This is a genomic window from Shouchella shacheensis (assembly GCF_001484965.1).
GTDB lineage: Bacteria > Bacillota > Bacilli > Bacillales > Bacillaceae_D > Shouchella > Shouchella shacheensis.
On the sequence record NZ_LLYY01000007.1, the window covers coordinates 148701 to 169459 of the forward strand.

18 protein-coding genes are annotated in these 20759 nt (G+C 47.7%); 14 read left to right on the forward strand and 4 right to left on the reverse strand.

Going from position 1 to position 20759, the window contains the following annotated elements:
- Window positions 1-33: 33 nt before the first annotated feature.
- The 3 genes from AVZ68_RS09865 to AVZ68_RS09875 all read left to right on the forward strand — a co-directional run bounded on the left by AVZ68_RS09865 (window position 34) and on the right by AVZ68_RS09875 (window position 3228).
- Window positions 34-1326: an ABC transporter substrate-binding protein gene (locus tag AVZ68_RS09865; RefSeq protein ID WP_059104379.1), complete on the forward strand. Its 1293-nt coding sequence runs from the start codon at window positions 34-36 to the stop codon at window positions 1324-1326.
- A gap of 113 nt (window positions 1327-1439) precedes the next feature.
- Window positions 1440-2411 (forward strand): carbohydrate ABC transporter permease, encoded by a 972-nt coding sequence (locus AVZ68_RS09870; RefSeq protein ID WP_059104380.1) that lies wholly within the window; start codon window positions 1440-1442, stop codon window positions 2409-2411.
- A gap of 1 nt (window position 2412) precedes the next feature.
- Window positions 2413-3228 carry a carbohydrate ABC transporter permease gene (locus AVZ68_RS09875; RefSeq protein ID WP_059104381.1) on the forward strand — a complete coding sequence of 272 codons (816 nt, stop codon included), beginning with the start codon at window positions 2413-2415 and terminating at the stop codon, window positions 3226-3228.
- 258 nt (window positions 3229-3486) lie between these two features.
- Here the strand turns inward: AVZ68_RS09875 and AVZ68_RS09880 are convergent, their stop codons facing one another.
- A complete protein-coding gene (locus AVZ68_RS09880; protein ID WP_059104382.1) occupies window positions 3487-4431 on the reverse strand; it encodes an aldo/keto reductase family protein in 945 nt (314 codons plus the stop codon).
- A gap of 349 nt (window positions 4432-4780) precedes the next feature.
- On the opposite strand from AVZ68_RS09880, the gene AVZ68_RS09885 reads away from it, so the two are divergent.
- From AVZ68_RS09885 to hepT, 3 genes are all read left to right on the forward strand, one after another.
- Window positions 4781-5128, forward strand: a complete 348-nt coding sequence (locus tag AVZ68_RS09885) for a hypothetical protein (protein WP_059104383.1) — start codon at window positions 4781-4783, stop codon at window positions 5126-5128.
- 427 nt (window positions 5129-5555) lie between these two features.
- Window positions 5556-5915: a type VII toxin-antitoxin system MntA family adenylyltransferase antitoxin gene (gene mntA, locus AVZ68_RS09890; RefSeq protein ID WP_059104384.1), complete on the forward strand. Its 360-nt coding sequence runs from the start codon at window positions 5556-5558 to the stop codon at window positions 5913-5915.
- On the forward strand, window positions 5905-6315 hold the full coding sequence (gene hepT, locus AVZ68_RS09895) for a type VII toxin-antitoxin system HepT family RNase toxin (RefSeq protein ID WP_059104385.1): 411 nt from the start codon (window positions 5905-5907) through the stop codon (window positions 6313-6315). Before mntA ends, hepT begins: the two co-directional genes overlap by 11 nt.
- Window positions 6316-6581: 266 nt before the next feature.
- Here hepT and AVZ68_RS09900 read toward each other — a convergent pair whose 3' ends face one another.
- The gene (locus AVZ68_RS09900; RefSeq protein WP_059104386.1) at window positions 6582-8087 is read right to left on the reverse strand and encodes a UDP-N-acetylmuramoyl-L-alanyl-D-glutamate--2,6-diaminopimelate ligase; all 1506 of its coding nucleotides are present in this window, start codon (window positions 8085-8087) and stop codon (window positions 6582-6584) included.
- A 726-nt stretch (window positions 8088-8813) separates the two neighbouring features.
- Here AVZ68_RS09900 and AVZ68_RS09905 point away from each other — a divergent pair.
- The 8 genes from AVZ68_RS09905 (at window position 8814) to AVZ68_RS09940 (ending at window position 17337) form a co-directional block, all read left to right on the forward strand.
- Entirely contained in the window at window positions 8814-10169 is a 1356-nt protein-coding gene (locus AVZ68_RS09905; protein WP_245628106.1) for a sodium/glutamate symporter, read from the forward strand.
- Between the two features lie 22 nt (window positions 10170-10191).
- Window positions 10192-10890, forward strand: coding sequence for a FadR/GntR family transcriptional regulator (locus AVZ68_RS09910; RefSeq protein ID WP_082676468.1), 699 nt, complete (start codon window positions 10192-10194; stop codon window positions 10888-10890).
- 20 nt (window positions 10891-10910) lie between these two features.
- Window positions 10911-11834 carry an alpha/beta hydrolase gene (locus tag AVZ68_RS09915; protein WP_059104387.1) on the forward strand — a complete coding sequence of 308 codons (924 nt, stop codon included), beginning with the start codon at window positions 10911-10913 and terminating at the stop codon, window positions 11832-11834.
- The gene (locus tag AVZ68_RS09920; RefSeq protein ID WP_059104388.1) at window positions 11831-12712 is read left to right on the forward strand and encodes a DUF6282 family protein; all 882 of its coding nucleotides are present in this window, start codon (window positions 11831-11833) and stop codon (window positions 12710-12712) included. The genes AVZ68_RS09915 and AVZ68_RS09920 overlap by 4 nt, the downstream gene beginning before the upstream one ends.
- 12 nt (window positions 12713-12724) lie before the next feature.
- Entirely contained in the window at window positions 12725-14131 is a 1407-nt protein-coding gene (locus tag AVZ68_RS09925; protein ID WP_059104389.1) for an FAD-binding oxidoreductase, read from the forward strand.
- Window positions 14124-15437, forward strand: a complete 1314-nt coding sequence (locus tag AVZ68_RS09930; RefSeq protein WP_059104390.1) for a (Fe-S)-binding protein — start codon at window positions 14124-14126, stop codon at window positions 15435-15437. Before AVZ68_RS09925 ends, AVZ68_RS09930 begins: the two co-directional genes overlap by 8 nt.
- A 111-nt stretch (window positions 15438-15548) precedes the next feature.
- Window positions 15549-16067 carry a hypothetical protein gene (locus AVZ68_RS09935; RefSeq protein WP_059104391.1) on the forward strand — a complete coding sequence of 173 codons (519 nt, stop codon included), beginning with the start codon at window positions 15549-15551 and terminating at the stop codon, window positions 16065-16067.
- Between the two features lie 829 nt (window positions 16068-16896).
- Window positions 16897-17337: an OsmC family protein gene (locus tag AVZ68_RS09940; RefSeq protein WP_059104392.1), complete on the forward strand. Its 441-nt coding sequence runs from the start codon at window positions 16897-16899 to the stop codon at window positions 17335-17337.
- Between the two features lie 520 nt (window positions 17338-17857).
- Here AVZ68_RS09940 and AVZ68_RS09945 read toward each other — a convergent pair.
- Together AVZ68_RS09945 and AVZ68_RS09950 are read right to left on the reverse strand one after the other, a co-directional pair.
- Window positions 17858-18367 (reverse strand): ferritin, encoded by a 510-nt coding sequence (locus AVZ68_RS09945; RefSeq protein ID WP_059104393.1) that lies wholly within the window; start codon window positions 18365-18367, stop codon window positions 17858-17860.
- A 155-nt stretch (window positions 18368-18522) separates the two neighbouring features.
- Complete coding sequence (locus AVZ68_RS09950; protein ID WP_059104394.1) at window positions 18523-20634, reverse strand: helix-turn-helix domain-containing protein; 2112 nt, start codon at window positions 20632-20634, stop codon at window positions 18523-18525.
- Between the last annotated feature and the right edge of the window lie 125 nt (window positions 20635-20759).

The window sequence follows — 20759 nt, forward strand, 5'->3', positions numbered from 1 at the left end:
ATTGAAAGCGTTATCAATAATGGGGGTGTAATGATGCTTAAGAAACAAACCATGTGGGTGTCCGTGCTTGCTGCCACGCTTGCGCTGACGGCGTGCAATGCTGGGGATGAAGAAACGGGCGGTTCGAATTCAGGAGATGAGGAAGCGTCAGGGGAGTCTGGAGAAGTAGAAATCTTTAGCTGGTGGACGGGTGCAGGGGAAGAGGATGGTTTGCTTGCTTTAATCGATTATTTTGAAGAGGAGCACCCGGATATTTCTGTTACGAATGCGGCGGTTGCTGGCGGTGCAGGGACAAATGCAAAAGCCGTGCTTGCGACAAGAATGCAAGGCGATGACCCGCCTTCAACGTTCCAAGTACATGCCGGGGAAGAATTGATTCAGACGTGGGTCGCAGCAGACATGATGGAACCCTTAAATGATTTCTATGAACAAGAAGAGCTAATGGATAAGTTTCCGGAAGAATTGATCGAGATGGTTTCCCATGACGGAAATATCTATTCTGTGCCAATGAACGTCCATCGCAGCAATGTAATGTTTTACAATAAAAGTGTCTTTGAAGAAAACGGGCTTGAGCCACCAACAACGCTTGACGAATTTTTTGACCTCGCTGAAGAGCTTGAAGCAGCTGGCGTCACACCGCTTGCCCTTGGCGACCAGGAACCTTGGACAGCAACGCACATCTTTGAAAACATTCTTCTGGCTGAGCTAGGGCCGGACGGATACAGGGACTTATGGAATGGCGACATCTCCTTTGAGGATCCGCAAGTTGCTCCGGCAGCGGAAGCCTTCGCGGAGGTGCTGGAGTATGTTAATGACGACCACGCCTCCCGAAACTGGCAAGATTCTGCGCAGCTCGTCGGTGAAGGAGAAGCGGCAATGATTAATATGGGAGACTGGGCGCATGGCTACTTCCATAATGACCTTGGCCTTGAAGTGAATGAGGATTACGGGTACTTCCCATTCCCGGGAACGGAAGGCAGCTTTAATGTAGTTAGTGACACATTCGGGCTTCCAAAAGGAGTCGACAACGTGGAGGACGTCGAAACATTCTTAGCGGTGCTTGCTTCCACAGAAGCACAGGACATCTTTAACCCACTCAAGGGAGGCATTCCAGCACGAATTGACTCAGATGAAAGCAAGTACGATGAATACGGCCAGGCCGCGATCTCAGATTTCCAAAGCGATCATTTGACGCCGAGCCTTGCTCACGGATCTGCGATGTCAGAAGGCTACTTGACACAAGCCAATCAAGCGGTCAACGTTTTTGCCACGCAGCGGGATGTCGAACGATTCCTGAGTTCACTCGAAACGGCCAGAGGCGAATAACGCCCATGTAAAGAACGGAAAACGGTCTGGTCCTTGCTGCTGCGGGTCAGGCCGTTTTTACCTAGGCTACTTTAGCACGACCGAAAAACGGCTATCAGGAGGTGTTCATTTCTATGAAAGGAAACCATCAGCAAACAGCAGTAGATACAGACACAACCCCACAGCCTAAGAAGAGAAAGAACATCTCGACGGATCAGTGGACAGCCATTGCCTTTCTTGTGCCCTCCCTGGTCATGATTGGTGTATTCGTCTATGGCTTTATTAGCTGGACCGGGTATGTGTCCCTTAGCAATTGGAATACCCTCGCGCCAGATTTTTCCTTTGCCGGTTTATCCAATTATATACGGTTGTTCGGCGACTTTCGTTTTCAATCGGACTTGCGCAACACCTTGTTTTTTACGGTTTTCTTTATCGTCGGGGTGATCATCCTCGGCCTTGGCATCGCTATTCTACTCGATCAAAAGTTACGGGGAGAGGCGTTTTTTCGCAACGTGTTTCTGTTTCCTATGGCCTTATCGTTTGTCGTCACAGGGGTCATCTGGCAGTGGCTATTGAACCCTTCCACAGGCTTCAATGATTTTCTCGCATTTTTTAACATCCGTCCATTATGGTACACCGATACGAATATTCTCGCCGGCTTCCAATGGGGCGAAATCGAATTCGGCATTCCAGTCGCGATTTTTGCCGTTGTGATCGCCGCTGTCTGGCAGATGACGGGTTTCTCGCTGGCGATGTATTTAGCAGGGCTGCGGGGCATTCCAGATGAGCTTCGGGAGGCAGCGAGAGTGGATGGTGCCTCAGAGAGCCAAATCTATCGAAAAATCGTTATCCCGATGCTTAAGCCCATTACATTCAGTGTCATCATCATCATGGCGCATATCTCGCTCAAAATCTTTGACCTCGTCTATGCAATGACCGGACCAGGCGCCAATTTCGTCACTGATGTGCCAGGCTTATACATGTTTGAAACGACGTTCAGAGGCAACTTCTACGCCCAAGGTGCGGCGATCGCGATGATCATGCTCCTGTTTGTTGCCATCTTCATCGTGCCGTACTTGTGGAACAGCAGAAGGAGGGAGAATTAACATGCCAAAACTCGCACAGCTGCCGAAATACATGATTTTAATCGCTCTGGCTGTTTTCTTCCTCTCGCCAGTGTATGTCATCATCGTCACGAGCTTAAAACCATTAGAGGAAGTATCGTTAAGTGCGATGTGGACGCTGCCGTCTTCCATCGATTTTTCAAGCTACGCCCAAGCGTTTGAGGCACTCGCTCCAAACTTCATGAACAGCCTTTATCTCGTCATTCCGGCCACACTGCTTTCCGCGCTTCTCGGTGCCATGAACGGCTACGTACTATCAAAATGGAAATTCAAAGGGTCGGAAATTCTTTTTACACTGATGTTATTTGGGATGTTTATTCCGTATCAAAGCATTCTCATACCGCTTATCAATTTTCTGCGAACGATCGAGCTTTACAATACGATTCCAGGTCTCGTGCTCGCTCATGTTGTATACGGGTTGCCCATTACAACCCTGATGTTCCGAAACTTCTACGCCAATATCCCGGAGTCGATGATTGAAGCAGCTAAGATCGACGGTGCCAGCTTTCTTGGCATCTTTCGGAGGGTCATCCTGCCACTCTCGATGACTGGATTCGTTGTTGTCGCAATCTGGCAATTCACGAACATCTGGAACGAATTTTTGTTTGCGGTCACCATCACGAACTCAGGCAGCCAGCCCGTTATGGTCGCCCTGCAAAACCTGTCTGGCAGCCAAATCGTCCAGTGGAATGTGCAAATGGCCGGTGCCTTGCTCGCCGCCCTGCCGACGCTGCTCGTGTATATGGTGCTCGGCAAGTATTTTGTGAGAGGGTTATTGGCTGGGTCGGTGAAGGGGTGAGGGAGACTCAAGTGACCCGAGAAACCTTTAACATTGTAAACTATCGTACAGAGTTCGGAAAGTAAACAAAATGACGTTTTCGTCGATTTTTCACTGGGAAGTCTCTTTTGAGAGCGTTCTATGAATAATCCGGGGTCATTATAACGAGGTTGAAAGAGAAATGTGTTTTCAAACAAAATGGACCCTCTCCGATAAATGAGAGGGTCTTAATGCTGATGGCTTCACGAGCACAGGTGATGATCCGAAGAGTAGAATTACTTAAGTCTCCAAAATGGTCTCAACCTGTTTAAGGGTCTCCTCCGATAGCTTGACACCACTCGCCTTTACATTTTCCTCAACCTGTTCTGGCCGACTGGCGCCGATTAAAGCGCTCGAGACATTGTCTTGCCGCAAAATCCAAGCGATTGCCAGCTGGGACAAGGAAAGTTGTTCCTTTTGCGCCACTTGTTGCAGCTCTGCCACGCGATCGAGTGAATCGTCGTTAAGAAAACGAGAGATGACCTTATAATTCTCCGCCGCACGACTGTTGGCTGGGATGTCTGCGCCTTTTTTGTATTTCCCGCTCAGGACGCCTTGTGCCAGTGGGGAGAAGACCACTTGTCCGATGCCATGTTGTTCCCCTTGAGGAATGATTTCTTTTTCAATGTAACGATTCAGCATATTGTAGACCGGCTGATTGACGACAAGGCGGTCGAGTAAACGTTTGTCAGCAATATGAAGCGCTTCCGCAATTTGTGCGGGAGACCACTCACTGACCCCAATGTAGAGCACCTTCCCTTGCCGAACGAGATCATCTAGGGCACGGAGGGTCTCGTCTAATGGCGTGGTTGGATCGTATCGGTGGCAATAGTAGAGGTCGACGTAGTCCAGTCCGAGTCGCTGTAAACTGGCGTGGCATTGCTCCATAATGTGCTTACGCGAGAGGCCGCGATCATTCGGCCCTTCACCCATCGGATTAAATACCTTCGTTGTGAGAACATACGATTCCCGTGGGTATTCTCGCAGCGCTTCGCCAACGACTTTTTCTGCTTCTCCACGCATGTAGACATTGGCCGTATCAAAAAAATTAATGCCAAGCTCATACGCTTTGTGAATCGACTGCATGGCTGCATCTTTCTCCACGTAGCCACCATACGTCAGCCAACTTCCTAGACTAATTTCACTTACTTTGACGCCTGTGCTTCCGAGGTGCCGGTATTCCATTGCCATCATCCTCCTAAATAAGTGTACTTCATCTCGTACAATACCCCGAATGGCCAATTGTAAACGTTTAATCTTGCCAATTGGTGTCGTTTTCATTCGAGCCTTATCGTCTTCGAAAACGTGTATCCCAGACAGGCAGAGAATCTAGTGGGGGGTCTCAAGGCAAACGTGTCAACTTCATATGCAATTAATAAGCACGGCCGCTAAGCAGTAGGAACTTTCCTTTGACTTCTTTACTAGCAGGCACATTTCTCATTTCCAACAAATATAGTTCAACCGCTCAAGCCAGATCTTTTTTCATTCATAGAATAATCCGGCGCTAACCATTAGCCAGTTAGGGGGGATTCGTTTGAAAAAGATCATCGCTGTAGTCGGTGCTGTCTCTATAGCCTTAGGGTGGACGACGGCTTGTGCTCCGGTTTCAGAGCCTGTGGAGCATCACGGGTACAACATTGACCAGGTAACCGAGAGTCATTTTCTAGCGTTGCTTGCCAGGCATCAGGGAGGAGAGGCAAGTGACTACCGACTTGATGCAACGTTTGGAGAACAGGGGCTTGAGAACATAGATATTGCCTCCTTCTTGCTGGAGCTAGAGTTCATATACGGAATGGTTATGCTGGATCGTCAATTTGACGAAGAGAGTACACCTAGGGAAGTACTAGAGTATTTGAGAGTCCAGCTTGCCTCTCTTCAATAGAGATACTATTAGTAATGAAAACCTCCTAGATCTAGGGGGTTTCATTTTTTAAATTCAACTTTCGGACACGAAAAATGCACCTCACCCACTGGTATAAGGGAATTAGGTGCAGCTATTCTCGACAGGAGCGAGCTTCATTCCGACAGGAGACGCACCAATCCCCAGGGTTCTCTCCTACCAACAAGCAACAGGGGTTCCGCTATATTTTTCAACTCCGAAAGTTGAGTTTTAAAGTTGAATGGCACGAAGGAAAGCGATTTTGGTCGAGAGGAGGTGGTCATTTAATTGTACCTCAATCCAGAAAAGACGACCGCTAATAGATGCAGGAGCGAATTGCTGATATAATGACCATACTAGTACTGGGAGGGGTTCCTCATGCACTCTGATGTCCTTATCAAAATCAAAAACCTATTGATTCCAAGACTAAATCCTTCCTTCCTTTCTTCTTCTTTTTGGTTCATATGCTAAAGGGACTCAAAATGGAAACAGCGATGTGGACATTGCCTTTTATTGTGAGGGGGAGTCCCTGGCCACGTATGAGACGTTTCTGCTGGCACAAGAGCTTGCCACAGAACTCAACAGGGAGGTAGACCTGGTTAATATAAGGGAAGCAAGTACGGTTTTTCAGTCGCAAATTTTCTCTAACGGTCATGTTATGTATGCCAAGGACGATGTCGTTCGGATGAGGGTCCAAATGAAGGTGATGAGTATGTATGCCAAACTGAATGAAGAACGAGAGATCATTTTAGAGGAAATAAACAAAAGAGGGACTATTTATGAAAAATGATGTGATTTTAAATAAGGTGAGTACCATTGAACGGTGCATCGATCGCGTTCAAGAGGTGTATGGAGAGAACCCAGATACCCTCGAAGACTTCACGAAGCAGGACAGCATCGTTTTGAATATCCAGCGAGCATGCGAAGCCTCGATTGACCTAGCGATGCACATCGTGGCGGAGAAACGCCTGGGCTTGCCGCAAACGAGCCGGGAAGCGTTCGACATGTTAGCATCTGCAGCTATTATTAATAAAGAGGTGGCCAAGCAATTAAAAGCGATGGTCGGATTTAGGAATATCGCTGTGCATGATGATCAAGCGATGAACCTTGAAATTTTGGAACAAATTATCACCAAACACCTAGGTGACTTTAAGGCGTACACGCAGGAGATTCTTAGTTACCCTGAATAAGTCACGGGGGAGGCATCGATGTGGTTCAGCGGGACTGATTTGGCTTTAAGGGGACAGTTACTCGGCTGTTCTTGGCTTTACCTGTCATCGTTTTAAATTGGGCGCTCTATCACAGTTTCGATTTTCAAGGATTCAAGTAGACCAGATTATGGGGAGGCGGGGCTTCTCCTTTCTTGAGAAGCTGTTTCCCTGGCATGTCTTTCATGGATGTTGGTTCTAAGTTGTGCCTAACACAAAAAAAGAGATTCGAGTTTTCCTCAAATCCCTTAATGTGTTAAAGGCAACTGCTTTAGTTTCTGGAAATACGAATCAATCACTTCCAGTTCATTATAAGGAATGTGTTGATCGTTAATCACTTGGTAACCGCCAAAGCCAAGCCCGGTAATTAGAATGAGATCTCCTTCCCTAGCAAGGGAGAGGGCTTTATGAATGCCATCTTCACGGTGTGTTTCTTTGTAGATGGTGGTGTTTGTCGGGTCACGGAAGCCGGCCACCACATCGTCAACAATGCCTTGCCGGTCATACGGGCCTGGGTGATCCACAGAAACGACAATATAGTCGGCTTTTCCTTCAGCGATTTCAGCCATCCGCGGGCGTTTCGCTGGGTCTCGAAGGCCAATGCCTGTGATCATTAAAATTAAGCGTTGGTGCGGAAGCTTGTGCACGGCCTCTAATACGAGCTCGAGCGCATCAGGCGTGTGGGCGTAATCCAATATGATTTGTTTCCCTGGGTAGTTCGACACAATCTGAAAACGGCCGTCCGCTCCTCTCAAGTCTGGAATAGCCTGGAGAATATCGGAAACAGGGTACCCTACGGATAAACAGGTAGCGACTGCTGCGAGAGCATTAGAAATGTTAAATGTGCCGAAAATTGGGGCGTGGACAAGGTAAGAATCACCCTGAACCATAAGCAGGAAACTCGTCCCTTTTTCATCCGTCTGAATCTGACTAGCCATAACATCGGCTTGGTGATCGATGCCGTATGTCCAAACCCTTCCTTGAAACATGTCTAAAATATCGGACGCCATGCCAGGGTCGTCCACGTTCACGACAGCTATGTTAGATTGCTGGAATAATTTTAATTTCGCCTTTTTGTAGTTTTCCATGGTCTTATGGAATTCCAAATGCTCTGAAGAGAGGTTTGTATGAATGCCGACTTTGAATTCGAGTCCGTGCAAACGCTGTTGTTCGATGGCGATAGAGGTTGCTTCCATCGCAACGGTCTCGGTCCCTTCTTCATAAAAAGAAGCAAAAATATTTTGTAGATCGGAAGATTCCGGTGTCGTTGGCGTCGTTGATTTAAAGGAGTACTGCTGCTTTCCGCTCCAAACACCAGCTGTGCCAATGACACCCGTCTGTTCGCCTAACTGGTTTAATAAAGAGCGCAAATAAGCAGTGATCGTCGTTTTACCATTTGTGCCAGTGACGCCAAATAAGTTCATCTTTTTATGTGTATGATCGTGTAGATGAGAGGCATATTCTGCCAGCGCCGTTTTGCTGTCCCTCACGAGCACAAAGGTTAATAAAGGGTAAAGGCTATGCCAATACTGAAGGGCTCTATCATTACTGCCGACGATGGTTGTCGCCCCTCTGTGAATCGCATTACCAATGAAACGATGGCCATCGTTGTTGCTTCCAGGAATGCAAATAAAGCACCCACCCTGGTTGATTTTTCTAGAATCATAGGTAAGGTGAGTAATCGTCGAATGGGTCCGGCCGTAGACGTGTTGGAAACCCAAAGGACTATCTTGATCCCAATACCATGTCCTCATGTTCTGATCGCCTCCTTTTGATCATGTGAGAAGCTACTTCGGAGGGGGTGGTTGGAATCCTCATTTTCGATGAAGCATCCGCTCTTTGTGTACCTTCGTTTTGCTCTGAACGTGCTTGTCTCACTCTGATATCGAGAAAGACTTCTATTAAAAACGCGACTCTTCTGTTTTGTATGAGAAACGTAGTTTCACTGCCTTTGCTTTAGTATGGTAACAACTGTGCCACAATGCGCTCGGTTTTACAATGGTAATTCCTTTGAAAATATGGAAGAGGCAAGGGCAGAAGCAGTCTTTCCCCGCACAGACCTGCAACATCTGTTCCACTACATAGAAGGGACGTTCTGGGTACCAGGGAATCGGTCACTTTTACGCAAAAAAGCAACTTCTTTTTATTCTATCATAGCCAAAAGCTATCGCATAGATGCTTTTGGCTGATTTCCAATACGTGACAGCGGGCGGTTCTCCGCAAACAAAGGATCGTGCTCAGGGAGAGGGACTTGCTTGCCTAGTAAAGACCAAGCAAAGCAATGGAACACGTGTCATCTTGCTGTCCCTCATACATTGCCTCCTTTTCTTCCTATCTTAACGCAAGATAGGCAATTCTTATTATTTTCTAGACCTCTTAAATAAATCTTTAAAAAATGATTGACTTCATCTTGTATTATTGTATACTTGTCATACAACATTTATGGCAACGCTTACAGTTGTGAAAGGAAGGTGAGAAGTTTGGTTTCAATTATTGATTTAACCATTGATCTAGGTCTTGTTTCCATTTTGCTTTTAATGGGCGTCTTGCTCAGGGCGAAGTTTAAAATTGTTCAACGATTTTTTATTCCTGCTAGCATGATCGCCGGATTTGCGGGCTTGTTTCTTGGGCCTAATGGGCTGGCGGTGCTTCCTTTTTCAGAAGCGATTTCCTCCTATCCAACCATTTTAATTGCTGTTATCTTTGGAGCGATTCCCATAGGTGCAGCGCAAGTGGACTGGAAGAAGACGTTCAGCCGTGTACGGAATATGTGGCTTTACTCCATGTTACTAACCGTGCTGATGTGGGGCGGAGGCGTGATGATTGCCTTCTGGTTGTTAGGGATCGTTTGGGAGCTAAATCCTGGTTTTGGGCTCGTGATGGGCGCCGGTTTCCTTGGAGGACACGGGACGGTCGCGGCACTTGCGGAATCCATGGCGCATTACGGCTGGGCTGAGTATGTTGACTTAGGCTATACTTCAGCGACTGTGGGGCTGCTCACAGCGATCATTGGCGGTCTTATCATTATTAAGAAGTCAGCGAGAAAGAACCAGACGAGCTTTATTTCGGACTTTGAAGACCTTCCTCCATCCATGCGATCGGGACTGATTCAGAAAGAAGAGCGCGAGGCTAATGGAGAAGTGACCGTTTCCACGAGCACCATTGATCCACTGATCTTTCACTTGGCGGTGATTGGGGTTGTTGTTCTCGTCAGTTACTTTATCCAAAGCACCATGCAGGGATGGTTTCCGCAAATTAGCGTTCCGCTCTTGAGCTTGGCCTTTATTATCGGCTTGCTTTTGCAGAAAGTACTGAAGCTCATGAAGGCGAATGACTATATCGACCGTAGAACCATCGACAATATTAGTGGCACGGCCACGGACTTAACGGTTGTGTTTGGTATTGCCTCGATCAATATGGCGGTGGTCGCCAGTTACATCGTACCCCTCATTGCGTTGTTTGTATTTGGAATTCTCTGGGCCTATGCGATTTTTCATTTTATCGCCCCTCGTGTCTTTCACGACAACTGGTTTGAAAATGGGGTGTTTGGCTGGGGGTGGAGCACAGGGACTGTGGCCATGGGAATTGCCCTGCTGCGTATTGTGGATCCCAAATCCAAAAGCACGACGCTGGATGATTATTCCCTCGGGTATATGGGGATGGTGCCCGTTGAAGTTGTCATTATTACGTTCAGTCCAATGTTGATTATGACAGGTTTTGGTTCTGTATATATCACGGTCTTGTTAGGGGCTGGCGCGTTACTGTTGTTCATCGCTGCAAAAAGCGGCTGGCTTGTCAAAGGCAAGGAAGTGAAAGCGCGCAGACAAGCATCCTAAATTACGTAAAGGAGTCGGTTCGTTGAAAATAGAGAGAAAAAAAGTTTCCATGCAGGTATTTGACCAGATTAAGAAAATGATTAAAGAAGAAAAGCTTAAGCCAGGGGATCGGCTGCCGCCGGAAAGTCATTTCACGGAATTATTTGGGGTGAGCAGAACGCCTATCCGGGAAGCTTTAAGTGTGCTTGAAGCAAGCGGTCTTATTGCATCGAAGCAGGGTGGGGGAAGTGTCATCCAGTCCATTCAAGCATCAAATTTAATGGAAGAAATGCATTTCGAATTTCTTGACCCTCAGGATGTGATTCACTTGCTCGAAACACGAATCGTTCTCGAATCTGGCGCTGCTTATTATGCAGCTGATCGGCGCTCGGAAGAAGATCTTATCGCCATTATGAAGGCGTATCAGGGTGTCATTGCCCAGCAAACACAAGGAGAAGTCGGTCATAAGGAGGACGTTGCCTTTCATCAGAGTATTGTTAAAGCAGCCCATAATCCAGTGTTGGAACAGTCGATGCAGAGCGTATCTACGCTATATGAGAAAGCGGTGGAATACTCGCTCGCAAAGAATATCGGCTGGGAAGAAAAGCGTACACAAGTTCACAGTGAGCATGAGTCCATCATGCATTTCATTGAAAACAAGCGGCCGGATGATGCCTTTACTGCCATGAAGAATCATTTAATGAATGCCAAACGCAAGCTTGAGAATCGAAACACCCTATAACCCAAAGGAGATGGAAGATTATGATCGAAAAGAAACGATCTTTTTATAGTGAAGGCTGTTTGTTGCAGGGGACGCTTTACCTTCCGGACGATGCATCAGCGGAAAGGCCAAAACCGGCCATCATTCCGAATTCAGGCTACCAAGGATTTAATGAATTCTATCCAAAGATGTTTGCCAAGAAGCTTACAGAGGCGGGGTACGTCTGCCTTGGGTTTGATTATCGTGGTTTTGCAGACAGTGAAGGTGAAAAAGGAAAAGTCTTGATTGAGCAGCAGGTGGAAGACATTCACAATGCTGTGACGTTCCTTCAACTACAAGAAGAAGTGGACCATAAGAAAATCGGCTTGCTCGGCTGGGGAATGGGAGCTGCCAATGTGCTCCTTGCGACAGAACGAAACGAGAATGTATCGGCTGTAGCTGCGCTGAATGGCTTTTACAATGGAGAGCGCTGGTTGAAGTCCATCCATAGCTATCAGGAATGGATGCAGATTCTTGAGGACGTCAAAGCCGATCGGATCCAACGGGTGGTGGAGGGGGGATCTCGTCTTGCAGACACATTTCTCCATTATCCTCTTGATCCTGCAACGAGTAGCTATGTTGAAAAAGAACTGGCTTCTGTCTATGGGTTTGGCCACCAGACGCGCGTTCAGTTCACAGAGTCGATCATCAATCTGAATGTCGAGAAGGTTGTCAACCACATTTCGCCAACACCAATCTTTATTGGTCATGGGGTTGACAATCTGCTTCATCCGTATGAGGAGGGCCTTTCCGTCTATGAAGCAGCGGCATCGCCAAAGACCTTCTATACGATTGAAGGAAAGCACAACGACTTTATGTATAGCGATCATCCAGAATTTGTCGAGCTCTCGAAGCAGCTTTGTGCCTTTTATGAAGAAGCGTTTAGCCAAAACCAAAATGCTCCACGGAAGGTGTCCGTCCGGTGAGCAAACAGTGGAACCCTCTTTTAAAAGATGCAATTGAACTTCATGCTCACTCGGCGCCAAGTATTTTCCCGCGCAGACAAACGGACGGGGAATTGCTCAAAGATGTGTCCCACTCACAAATGGGTGGGATCGTCATTAAAGCACATGAAGGGGCCTCTTACGACCGTGCGACGCTGCTTCGAGAACAATACCCGCACCTCCAGGTCCACGGCGGCTTAGTGTGCAACTTATTTACGGGCGGGGTAACGGCCGTGTCTGTTGATATGGCGCTAAGGATGGGCGCCTCCATCATTTGGATGCCTACGCTTTCTGCCAAGCAGCACCAGCGTTATTTTGCCGCTCATTCCAAGCCGAATATCTTCAATAGCGAAGAAGCGTTGGACGACACGTATGAAGGCTTAACGGTTGTAGAAAATGGGCGAGTCAAAGATGAAGTGAAACGAGTGCTTGAGCTCATTGCCAAACACGACGCTGTGCTCGCCACGGGTCATTTGGAAGCGAAGGAAGTGCTCGTTTTAGTGGAAGAGGCGAAAAAGCTCGGCGTCGAACGCATTCTCATCCAACACGCCGACTTAGGAATTGCTCCTTTAACATTGGAAGAGCAGAGACATCTCGCATCACGCGGGTGCCTGATTGAGAAATGCTATCTGGCCTGTAGTGATGATTTCAATGATCTGACCATCACAGACATGGCAAACTCAATACGAGGGTTGGGTGCCGAGCATTGTGCATTGGTCACAGACTATGGCCAAGCGCATCACATGCCGGTAGTAGAGGCCCTGCAATCATTTATTGAAAAACTTTTGAACGAAGGCATGACAGAGGCAGAGGTTCAACAAATGGTGGTACACAACCCTCGAAGACTTTTAGTAAAGTAGAGGGAGATGACGATGGAAAAGGATTGGGTGCAAGAATTAACGATGATCTTAGGGGAAGCGAAAGTTCAGACGAGCGTCGCCGATGTGCACAGCTATAGTTTTGACGGATCGTTTGGCGAATATGTGCCCGAAGCAGTGGTTCATGTCTCGAGCACAGAAGATGTGTGCCAGGTGATGAAGGTAGCGAATGCCTATAAAGTGCCTGTCACACCAAGGGGGCAGGGGACTTGCTTAAGCGGCGGTCCCCTTCCTGTCCATGGCGGCATCGTTCTCGATACGAGCCAATGGCCTTCCAGCGTGGAGATCTTTCCTGATGACTTAATCGCTCGCGTCTCTCCAGGAACGTTGACGTCCACCATTCATGAGGCCGCCGCCCAGCATGGATTGATGTATCCGCCAGATCCAAGCAGTGCCCACGTCTCCACCATTGGAGGCAATCTTGCTGAGAATTCCGGCGGCCCCAGAGGGTTGAAGTACGGCGTGACGAAGGACTACGTGCTTGGTCTTGAGGTGGTCACACCTGAAGGGGAAGTGATGCGGACGGGAGGAAAGACGATTAAGAACGTTACGGGCATTGACTTAACGAAGCTGATTGTCGGTTCAGAGGGAATTCTAGGCGTGATTACAGAGGCGACGCTGAAACTGGTCCCCGCTCCTCCAGCTCTCCAAACGATGATGGCCGCTTTTGACAGCATGAGAGCCGCCGGAGAAGCGATATCGAAGACGCTTGTCTCCGAGATTCTTCCGTCGAAAATGGAGTTCATTGACAAAGCCTGTGCGCGGGCAGTTGAGAACTATCAACCGTCGGGCCTGCCGATAGACGCGGAAGCCATCTTGATTATTGAGCTCGACGGACACCCCGCTGCGATTCAAGAAGAGGCAGAGAAAGTGGAACGGGTGATGATGGAGCTAGGGGCAAAAATGGTGATCATGCCCCAGAGTGCAGCGGAAGCCGCTGAAATTTGGAAGGCGAGGAAGCTTGTCTCTCCGGCCATCGCGAAAATTAAGCCGACCAAAGTGAGTGAGGATGCGACTGTTCCACGAAGCAAGATTCCAGAGATGATGGAAAAGCTTGCGGCCATCCGTGAAAACTACGGCATTGAGCTCGTCGTATTTGGTCATGCGGGGGACGGGAATCTACATCCTAACATTTTATGTGACAAGCGTGATAAAGAGGAGATGCAGCGAGTTGAGCTTGCGGTTGCGGAGATTTTTCAGGCGGCAATTGACCTTGGAGGAACGCTTTCAGGCGAACACGGCATTGGCACGATGAAATCACCTTTTCTGGAGGATGAAATCGGTCTAACAGGAGTGGATATGATGAAACGAATCAAGCAAGCCTGGGATCCGAACGGCATTATGAACCCGGGAAAAGTATTCGCCGAGGAAGGGCAAAGGCTGGTTCTGACCCATGACTGAGCAGATTAGTTTAAAAGAGTTGATGAATTACGAGAAGACGTTTGACTGCGTTCAATGTGGGTATTGTCTGCCTGCCTGTCCGACGTACGAAACGATGGCCTCCGAGAAGCATTCCCCGAGGGGACGCATTCAGCTAATGAAGCTGGCCGCAGAGGAAAAAATTACACTGGACGACATGGAAGACTCTATCAATAAGTGCCTGGGTTGTATGGCTTGTACCACCGTCTGCCCAACCAATGTTCAATACGGAAGTCTACTCGAAGGGGCGAAACATGCCATAGAATCGAGCAAATCAAAGTCTGGCGTTCAGAAAAAAACGGAGAAACTTTTATTCGACACGCTTATACCTTCCACCAAAGGCATGAATGCGCTTGGAAACGCCACATGGCTTTATCAAGCGACCGGCTTGCAAAAGATGGCGCAGAAACTCAAACTTACTTCGATCGCCCCTCTTCACCTCGGGCAATTCGAGCGCGTCCTGCCGCCGATGCCGACGCCAAAAGAGCGGAAAGCAAGAGTCAGCTTTATGCAGGCGCAGCAAGAAGAGAAAATGAAGGTAGCCTTTTTCACTGGCTGCATCATGGACAGCCTATTTTTCACGATTAATGAGCAGTCGATGGAGTTGCTCACAAGAGCGGGGGCCACGGTCGTTGTGCCAGAATCACAAACATGCTGTGGCGCGTTGCACGCCCATGCGGGAAGGCACGAGCAGGCCATCGTGCGCGCGAAGCAAAACATTGAAATGCTTGAGAACGAAGAGGTTGTCTACATCGTGAACAATGCAGGAGGCTGCGGCGCGCAGATGGTTCAATACGACAAACTATTTGAGGAAGGGTCGGACTGGCATCGCCGCGCTCTCCAATTTGTAGAGAAGGTTAGAGACATTACGCAGGTACTCGTGGAGCTTGACGGGCTGGACTACACAACATCCCTCCAGCAAACGGTGACGTATCAGCCTTCCTGCCATATGAGCAATGTGCAGCGGGTGGTGGATGAACCAAAGGCGTTAATGAAACAAATCCCCGGCCTGCGCCTACAAGAAATGCAGGATCCTCATTTCTGCTGCGGCTCGGCTGGCATCTACAACATTGTCCAATACGACGAATCGATGAAGATCCTTGATCGGAAAATGAGCGATGTCAAAGAAACGGAGTCATCCGCAATTGTTACGACAAACCCTGGCTGTCTTCTGCAAATGAAACTAGGAGCAGAGCGGGAGGGAACGGGGCAGCGAGGGATCCACCTTGTCGAGCTCTTAATGGAAGCGGACCCTCAGCCGAAGAAGGCAAAGCAGGAGAGCCTATGATGCTTCGCTTGCCGACACCTTCAAGTAGAAGACTGTCGGCGAGCTTTTTTGTTAGTTATTCAACTTTCGGACACGAAAAGTGCACCTCACCCACTGGTATAAGGGAATTAGGTGCAGCTATTCTCAATAGGATCGAGCTTCAATCCGACAAGAGGAGCGCTCATTCGGACAGGAAGGAGCTTCAATCCGACAAGAGGAGCGCTCATTCGGATAGGAGGGAGCTTCAATCCGACAGGAGAAGCGCTCATTCGGACAGGAGGGAGCCTCATTCCGACAGGAGAAGCGCTCATTCGGACAGGATCGAGCTTCAATCCGACAAGAGGAGCGCTCATTCGGACAGGAGGGAGCTTCAATCCGACAAGAGGAGCGCTCATTCGGACAGGAGGGAGCTTCAATCCGACAGGAGAAGCGCTCATCCGGACAGGAGGGAGCTTCAATCCGACAGGAGAAGCGCTCATCCGGACAGGAGGGAGCTTCAATCCGACAGGAGAAGCGTTCAATCGGACAGGAGGGAGCCTCATTCCGACAGGAGAAGTGCTCATCCCAGGAGACGCAACAATCCCCAGGGCTCTCTCCAACCAGCGAGCAACAGGGAATCCACTGTATTTTCAACTCCGAAAGTTGAGTTAGTTAACTCAACGTGTAAAGGGGATCAGTGGGCCACCTGTCGGGTTCAGCCTCCCTTTATAGTTGAAGACTTTTCCCTCTATTTCGCCTTGTTTACGAACGCTACTTTTTGCATCAAGCGGCTTTAATTAAACGTTTGATTAAACCATGGGTTTGGGTTCATTAGGATTTAATTGCGCTAAGGAGCAAAGGATAAATGCAATGTGCTCGGACGTACGAGAACGCATAGTGTACTTTGCGAAATGAGGCCGAGACAAAAGGGTGAGCAACGGATGCTCACCCCTGGGGGCAAGAGCCCTTCCACGAGGAAGTGGGGCACCTTGCCAAGGCGACGTGTAGACGCACACGATGATATAGTTTTTTTCGTTCTTGTCAGGGAGGAGAGTTGCGCAGTTGTTAAGGACTGCCGTCTCGAAGACGGCAGCCTTTCAACATCATAGGCAGCGAGCGTCCATCACCGGCCGTGAACCCACTCGCGCCACCCCTGTTCGACCACCCTACAGAAAGAAGGTATCGCCACGGCGATAAACTTCCATAAGAACCCGTCTTGGCCTTGTAATGCAAGATGGCTATAACGAACAAGATAGTCCTATTGTGCGATGAACTGGTAGCGGTGTCAAGAGCCAGAGAGGGAGTGGAGCATGCCACTTTATCCTGAGCCTGCTTTTAAAACGTACACAGAAAATAAGCCCTCCTTGGCCGTGTAGGCATTCAGAAGAGAAAAGGGTTTAAAAACCAAACAGAAGTGGTATAAGGATAGTGAGAAAGGGGCTTCTCTCGTGGCTGAATCACAAGAGAAGCCAACCTACATTTTAATGAAGGAGAATAAATAATGGCAGACAAAATGACATTTCAAGTCAACAGTACCTCAGAAGGCATGAGAACGGATATAGAAGCGGGGCAACACAAAATCGCCATTGATGAGCCGGAAAACATGGGTGGGAAAGACAGTGCAACAGATCCCTTGTCTACGCTCCTTGGTTCCCTGGCAGGATGTGAAAATGTCATCGCCAACCTTGTCGCAAAAGACATCCATTTTGACCTCCAAGGCATTTCCTTTGATATCAAAGGTGAGCTTGATCCAAGAGGGTTAATGGGCGATCCTGATGTTCGTCCTTACTTTCAAAAAGTAAGCATCGAAGCCAACGTTCAAACAAGTGAAACCGAGGAGCGCATTCAAGAACTGCAAGAGAAAACAGATCAGCGGTGTCCGGTATATACCACCTTAGAAGCTGCGGGCGTGGAACTACACGCAAATTGGCGTAAAGCCTAGCATTAAACGACGGAAATTATTACTCAATTTGCTGAATCGAACGTCGGGGCAAGAGAGGGAACTTTGAGGCAACGCGCCGGACCCTTGGGGCAAAGCACCGAAATTTCGGGACAAAAGAGCGATCTCTTTTGAACGTAAGAGTCGCCGGAGGTACTAGGCATAGGGTAAGAGGTTAAGAGCATCTTCCGCATATGGGGAGATGCTCTTTTCTTGATGAGCTCTGCCTAGAGAAGCTCAATACGAAAGGGTTTGCGCATTGCCTCTCCTCTGGAAAAGGTAAATTAACGAATGTCTTTTGAAAGCCGATGGACTCAATTCGCCTTGTTGTTTGACTTATCCTGTCTTTGAGGAGGCGCGTTGCCCCAATGAAGCCAGGGAAGAGATGGCGAGCCCCCGCCTTTAAGGTCGAACGAAAAGAGACACCTAGCTAAAGGTGCCCCTTTCGTGCGAGCACGAAAACTGTTTAAAGACGTTGCCCGCCATTTAAGTTCGATACATAGAGACCGTTAAGCGTTTCAACTCAGACGCCTTCTTCCTCCTGAAAATCTCGTTTCGCAAGTTCTAGTTCATAGACGTACAAGGCATTGGCATCATCCTTAATACGTTCCAGATACTCAATGTGCGTATCAAACATCGCTTCTTCCTCCACTTGTTCATCCAGGAACCAATTCAGAAAGGAGAGGGTCTGGTGTTCTCTTTCTTCCCAAGCTAGGTCTGAGAGCGCGTAGAAGTTTTTTGTTACCTGCTTTTCCTGCTCAAGTCCAGCTTTAAAAGTCGCCAGCAGACTCTCATAGTCACTGTAAGGCTGAGTGATCGCGCCAAAAACCGCTTTATGGCCACGGTCATTTAAAAAATTGTAGATCTTCATGCCATGATACCGTTCTTCTTTGGCCTGCTGAACGTAGAAATTGGCGAAGCCGTTGTAGCTTTTATCATTGCAATAAGCGGCCATGGCCATGTATTCATGAGCGGCTTGAAACTCGTGATTCATTTGATCGTTCAGTGCGTCGGCAATTTTTTTGGATAACATTGGTATCCTCCTTTTTCTTCATTAGGGTTCTATACCCTCATTTTTCGTTCTCTAACCTTGATTATTGGCAAAGGAATGAATGGAGGCTTCGCTCTTGCGATGGCAGAAAAGGGCGCTTTACAAAGAAAATGATAAAGAGCCCCCAGTCCTAAATTCTATCTTTCCCCGAGTGCGATTCGGGAGCTTTTTAAATGGCAGGCAATTTGGATCCTCAAGGCATCTTCACTGTCATTTAAGTCTATATCCAGTAGTTTTTCAATTAAATGCATGCGCTGATAAAAGGTATTGATATGAATATGGAGCCGCTTCGCTGTTTTTCCCGGTGATCTGTTTGTCTCCATATAGGTGAATAGAGTTTTTTCTAGTTCCGGATGCCGGCTGTTTCCTGTCGTGATTGGAGCGAGGGTTTCTTGAATAAACTGTTCAATGTCCTCTGCCGGCTGATGAAGAAACAGCCGGTTCAGACCAATTTCTTCATAACGGATCACATCCAGACTGTTACGGCTCGCCAAATAGGAAATTGTCCGATTCGCCTCTTCATCACACTTGCCGATCGATCCCAGTCCCTTATAGACACTGCTCAACCCGCCACGGAACAAGACGCCGTCCCTGCTCTCCTCTTCGCTGGAGATGCCCACAAGCTTTTCCTTAATTGCTTGAACCTCTTCTACATGGGATAGAGACAGAAGCATGTTTATTTTATTATAAAATCCATACACCAACTGATCCCTGTCCCCCAGTGCTTTGCTGATTCGAGTGGCCAGCCGGTGAACTTGGATATCCAGATATTGAAGGTCCACCATCGACTGGGGAATTTCCAGGACAACGATGATCCAGAACCCCGCCGTATCCAGATGCAACTCTCGGCCGCGTTTTAACAAGACATTCCTATCATCAGAAGCCAGTAATTCCTGAAACTGCTCATAGATCCTGCGATGATAAATTTTAGTAGCCGTCTGCCGGTTGACCATTTCCAGTGCCAATACGGTACTGCCCTGTTCAATCGTAATTCTGTCAAATTCCGAAATCGGCTCTTCCAGCGGGATGAACAGACAGCCGAGAAATACCGTTCCATTATAGATCGGATAAACGAAGTAGCTTTCGGTTTCCTCCATAAGGACATCCACATAAAAATCCCCGCGACGTTTTGAAAATAAAGAAGTTACTTCAAATATGCTGAAAGTGGTGCCGCTGTTTTCACTCGTTGTATAGAAGGAATTCTCCAAGCCATTGAAGAATAGAATTTCCCTTTCCATTATGGTTTTCATGCCATCAATCAGCAAGGTGATCCCCCTATTTTTTAGGGAAAGCATCGTGAGTGTATGATGTACTTCTTGTCTTTTCTGAAGCTGGATATTTTTCTCCTCCAATTGCCTGCTCAGACTCGTAATTTGTTTCAGCCGATGTTTGGTTTCCGTATGATATTGTGCATTTTCAATAGCAATGGCCGCCTGTGTAGCGAAGGCCTCAAGCAACTTGACATCCTCTTCGTCCAACTTTTTCTTCATCTCCCGTTGATGTATAATCATCACACCAATGCGCTTTTCATCGATAGATACCGGCACACAGATCGCCCCTTCCACTCCATCGGAGGCCTCATGTATACGGGAGAAATTTTCAGGTAATACATGATTTGCCCGCATCCCGGCAACAATAGCATCGTAGGAATTATAAATTCTCCCTTTTCCATCTTCAAACACCTTCCCGGTAATTGATTCACCAACTTTTGTCTCGAAGTTGTAGATGTTATCGTTGAATCCTACCGGGGCTTTTGGGATAAGTTTTTGTTTCACTGGATTGTAAAGCATTAAATAACCCGCATCTGCGGATGGAATGACTTTGAGCGCGTGGCGGATGATGGTTTTTAACACAGCATTCAACTCAAGACTTGAGGTGATGGAATGCATGCTTTCAATGAGAATGTTCTGTTCCTGCTTTTTCATTTCCACTCTGGATTCAAGGACGAGCGCATGCAAACTATAATACAGATGCTTCATAACTGAATCATCCACCGAACCCTTCAAATGAAACATACGCAGGACAATACTGCTCTTTTCCGGATAGTAAAAATGAAGCTCCAAATCATTTGCGCGTGCGGCTGTGTAATAACCTGGCACCTCCCACATCCATTCAGGGGGGTGCTTCCTTTTTCCTTGGCCTTCTAGCAATTCCTCTGACCCACTATTCGAATCACACCTCCAAATCTGATAGGTGATTTCACCGAACGTCTTTTCCAAATAATCGGCAAGGTAGTCTCGTAACTCCATGCTTTCCCTCCCAATGTAGAAACATCTATATATAAGACAAAAAATACATAGGAACATCCATTGTTAAGCGCTTTCTTTCAAGTGTATAATACATCTAATTATTTGAAAAGTCATTCCAATGAAGA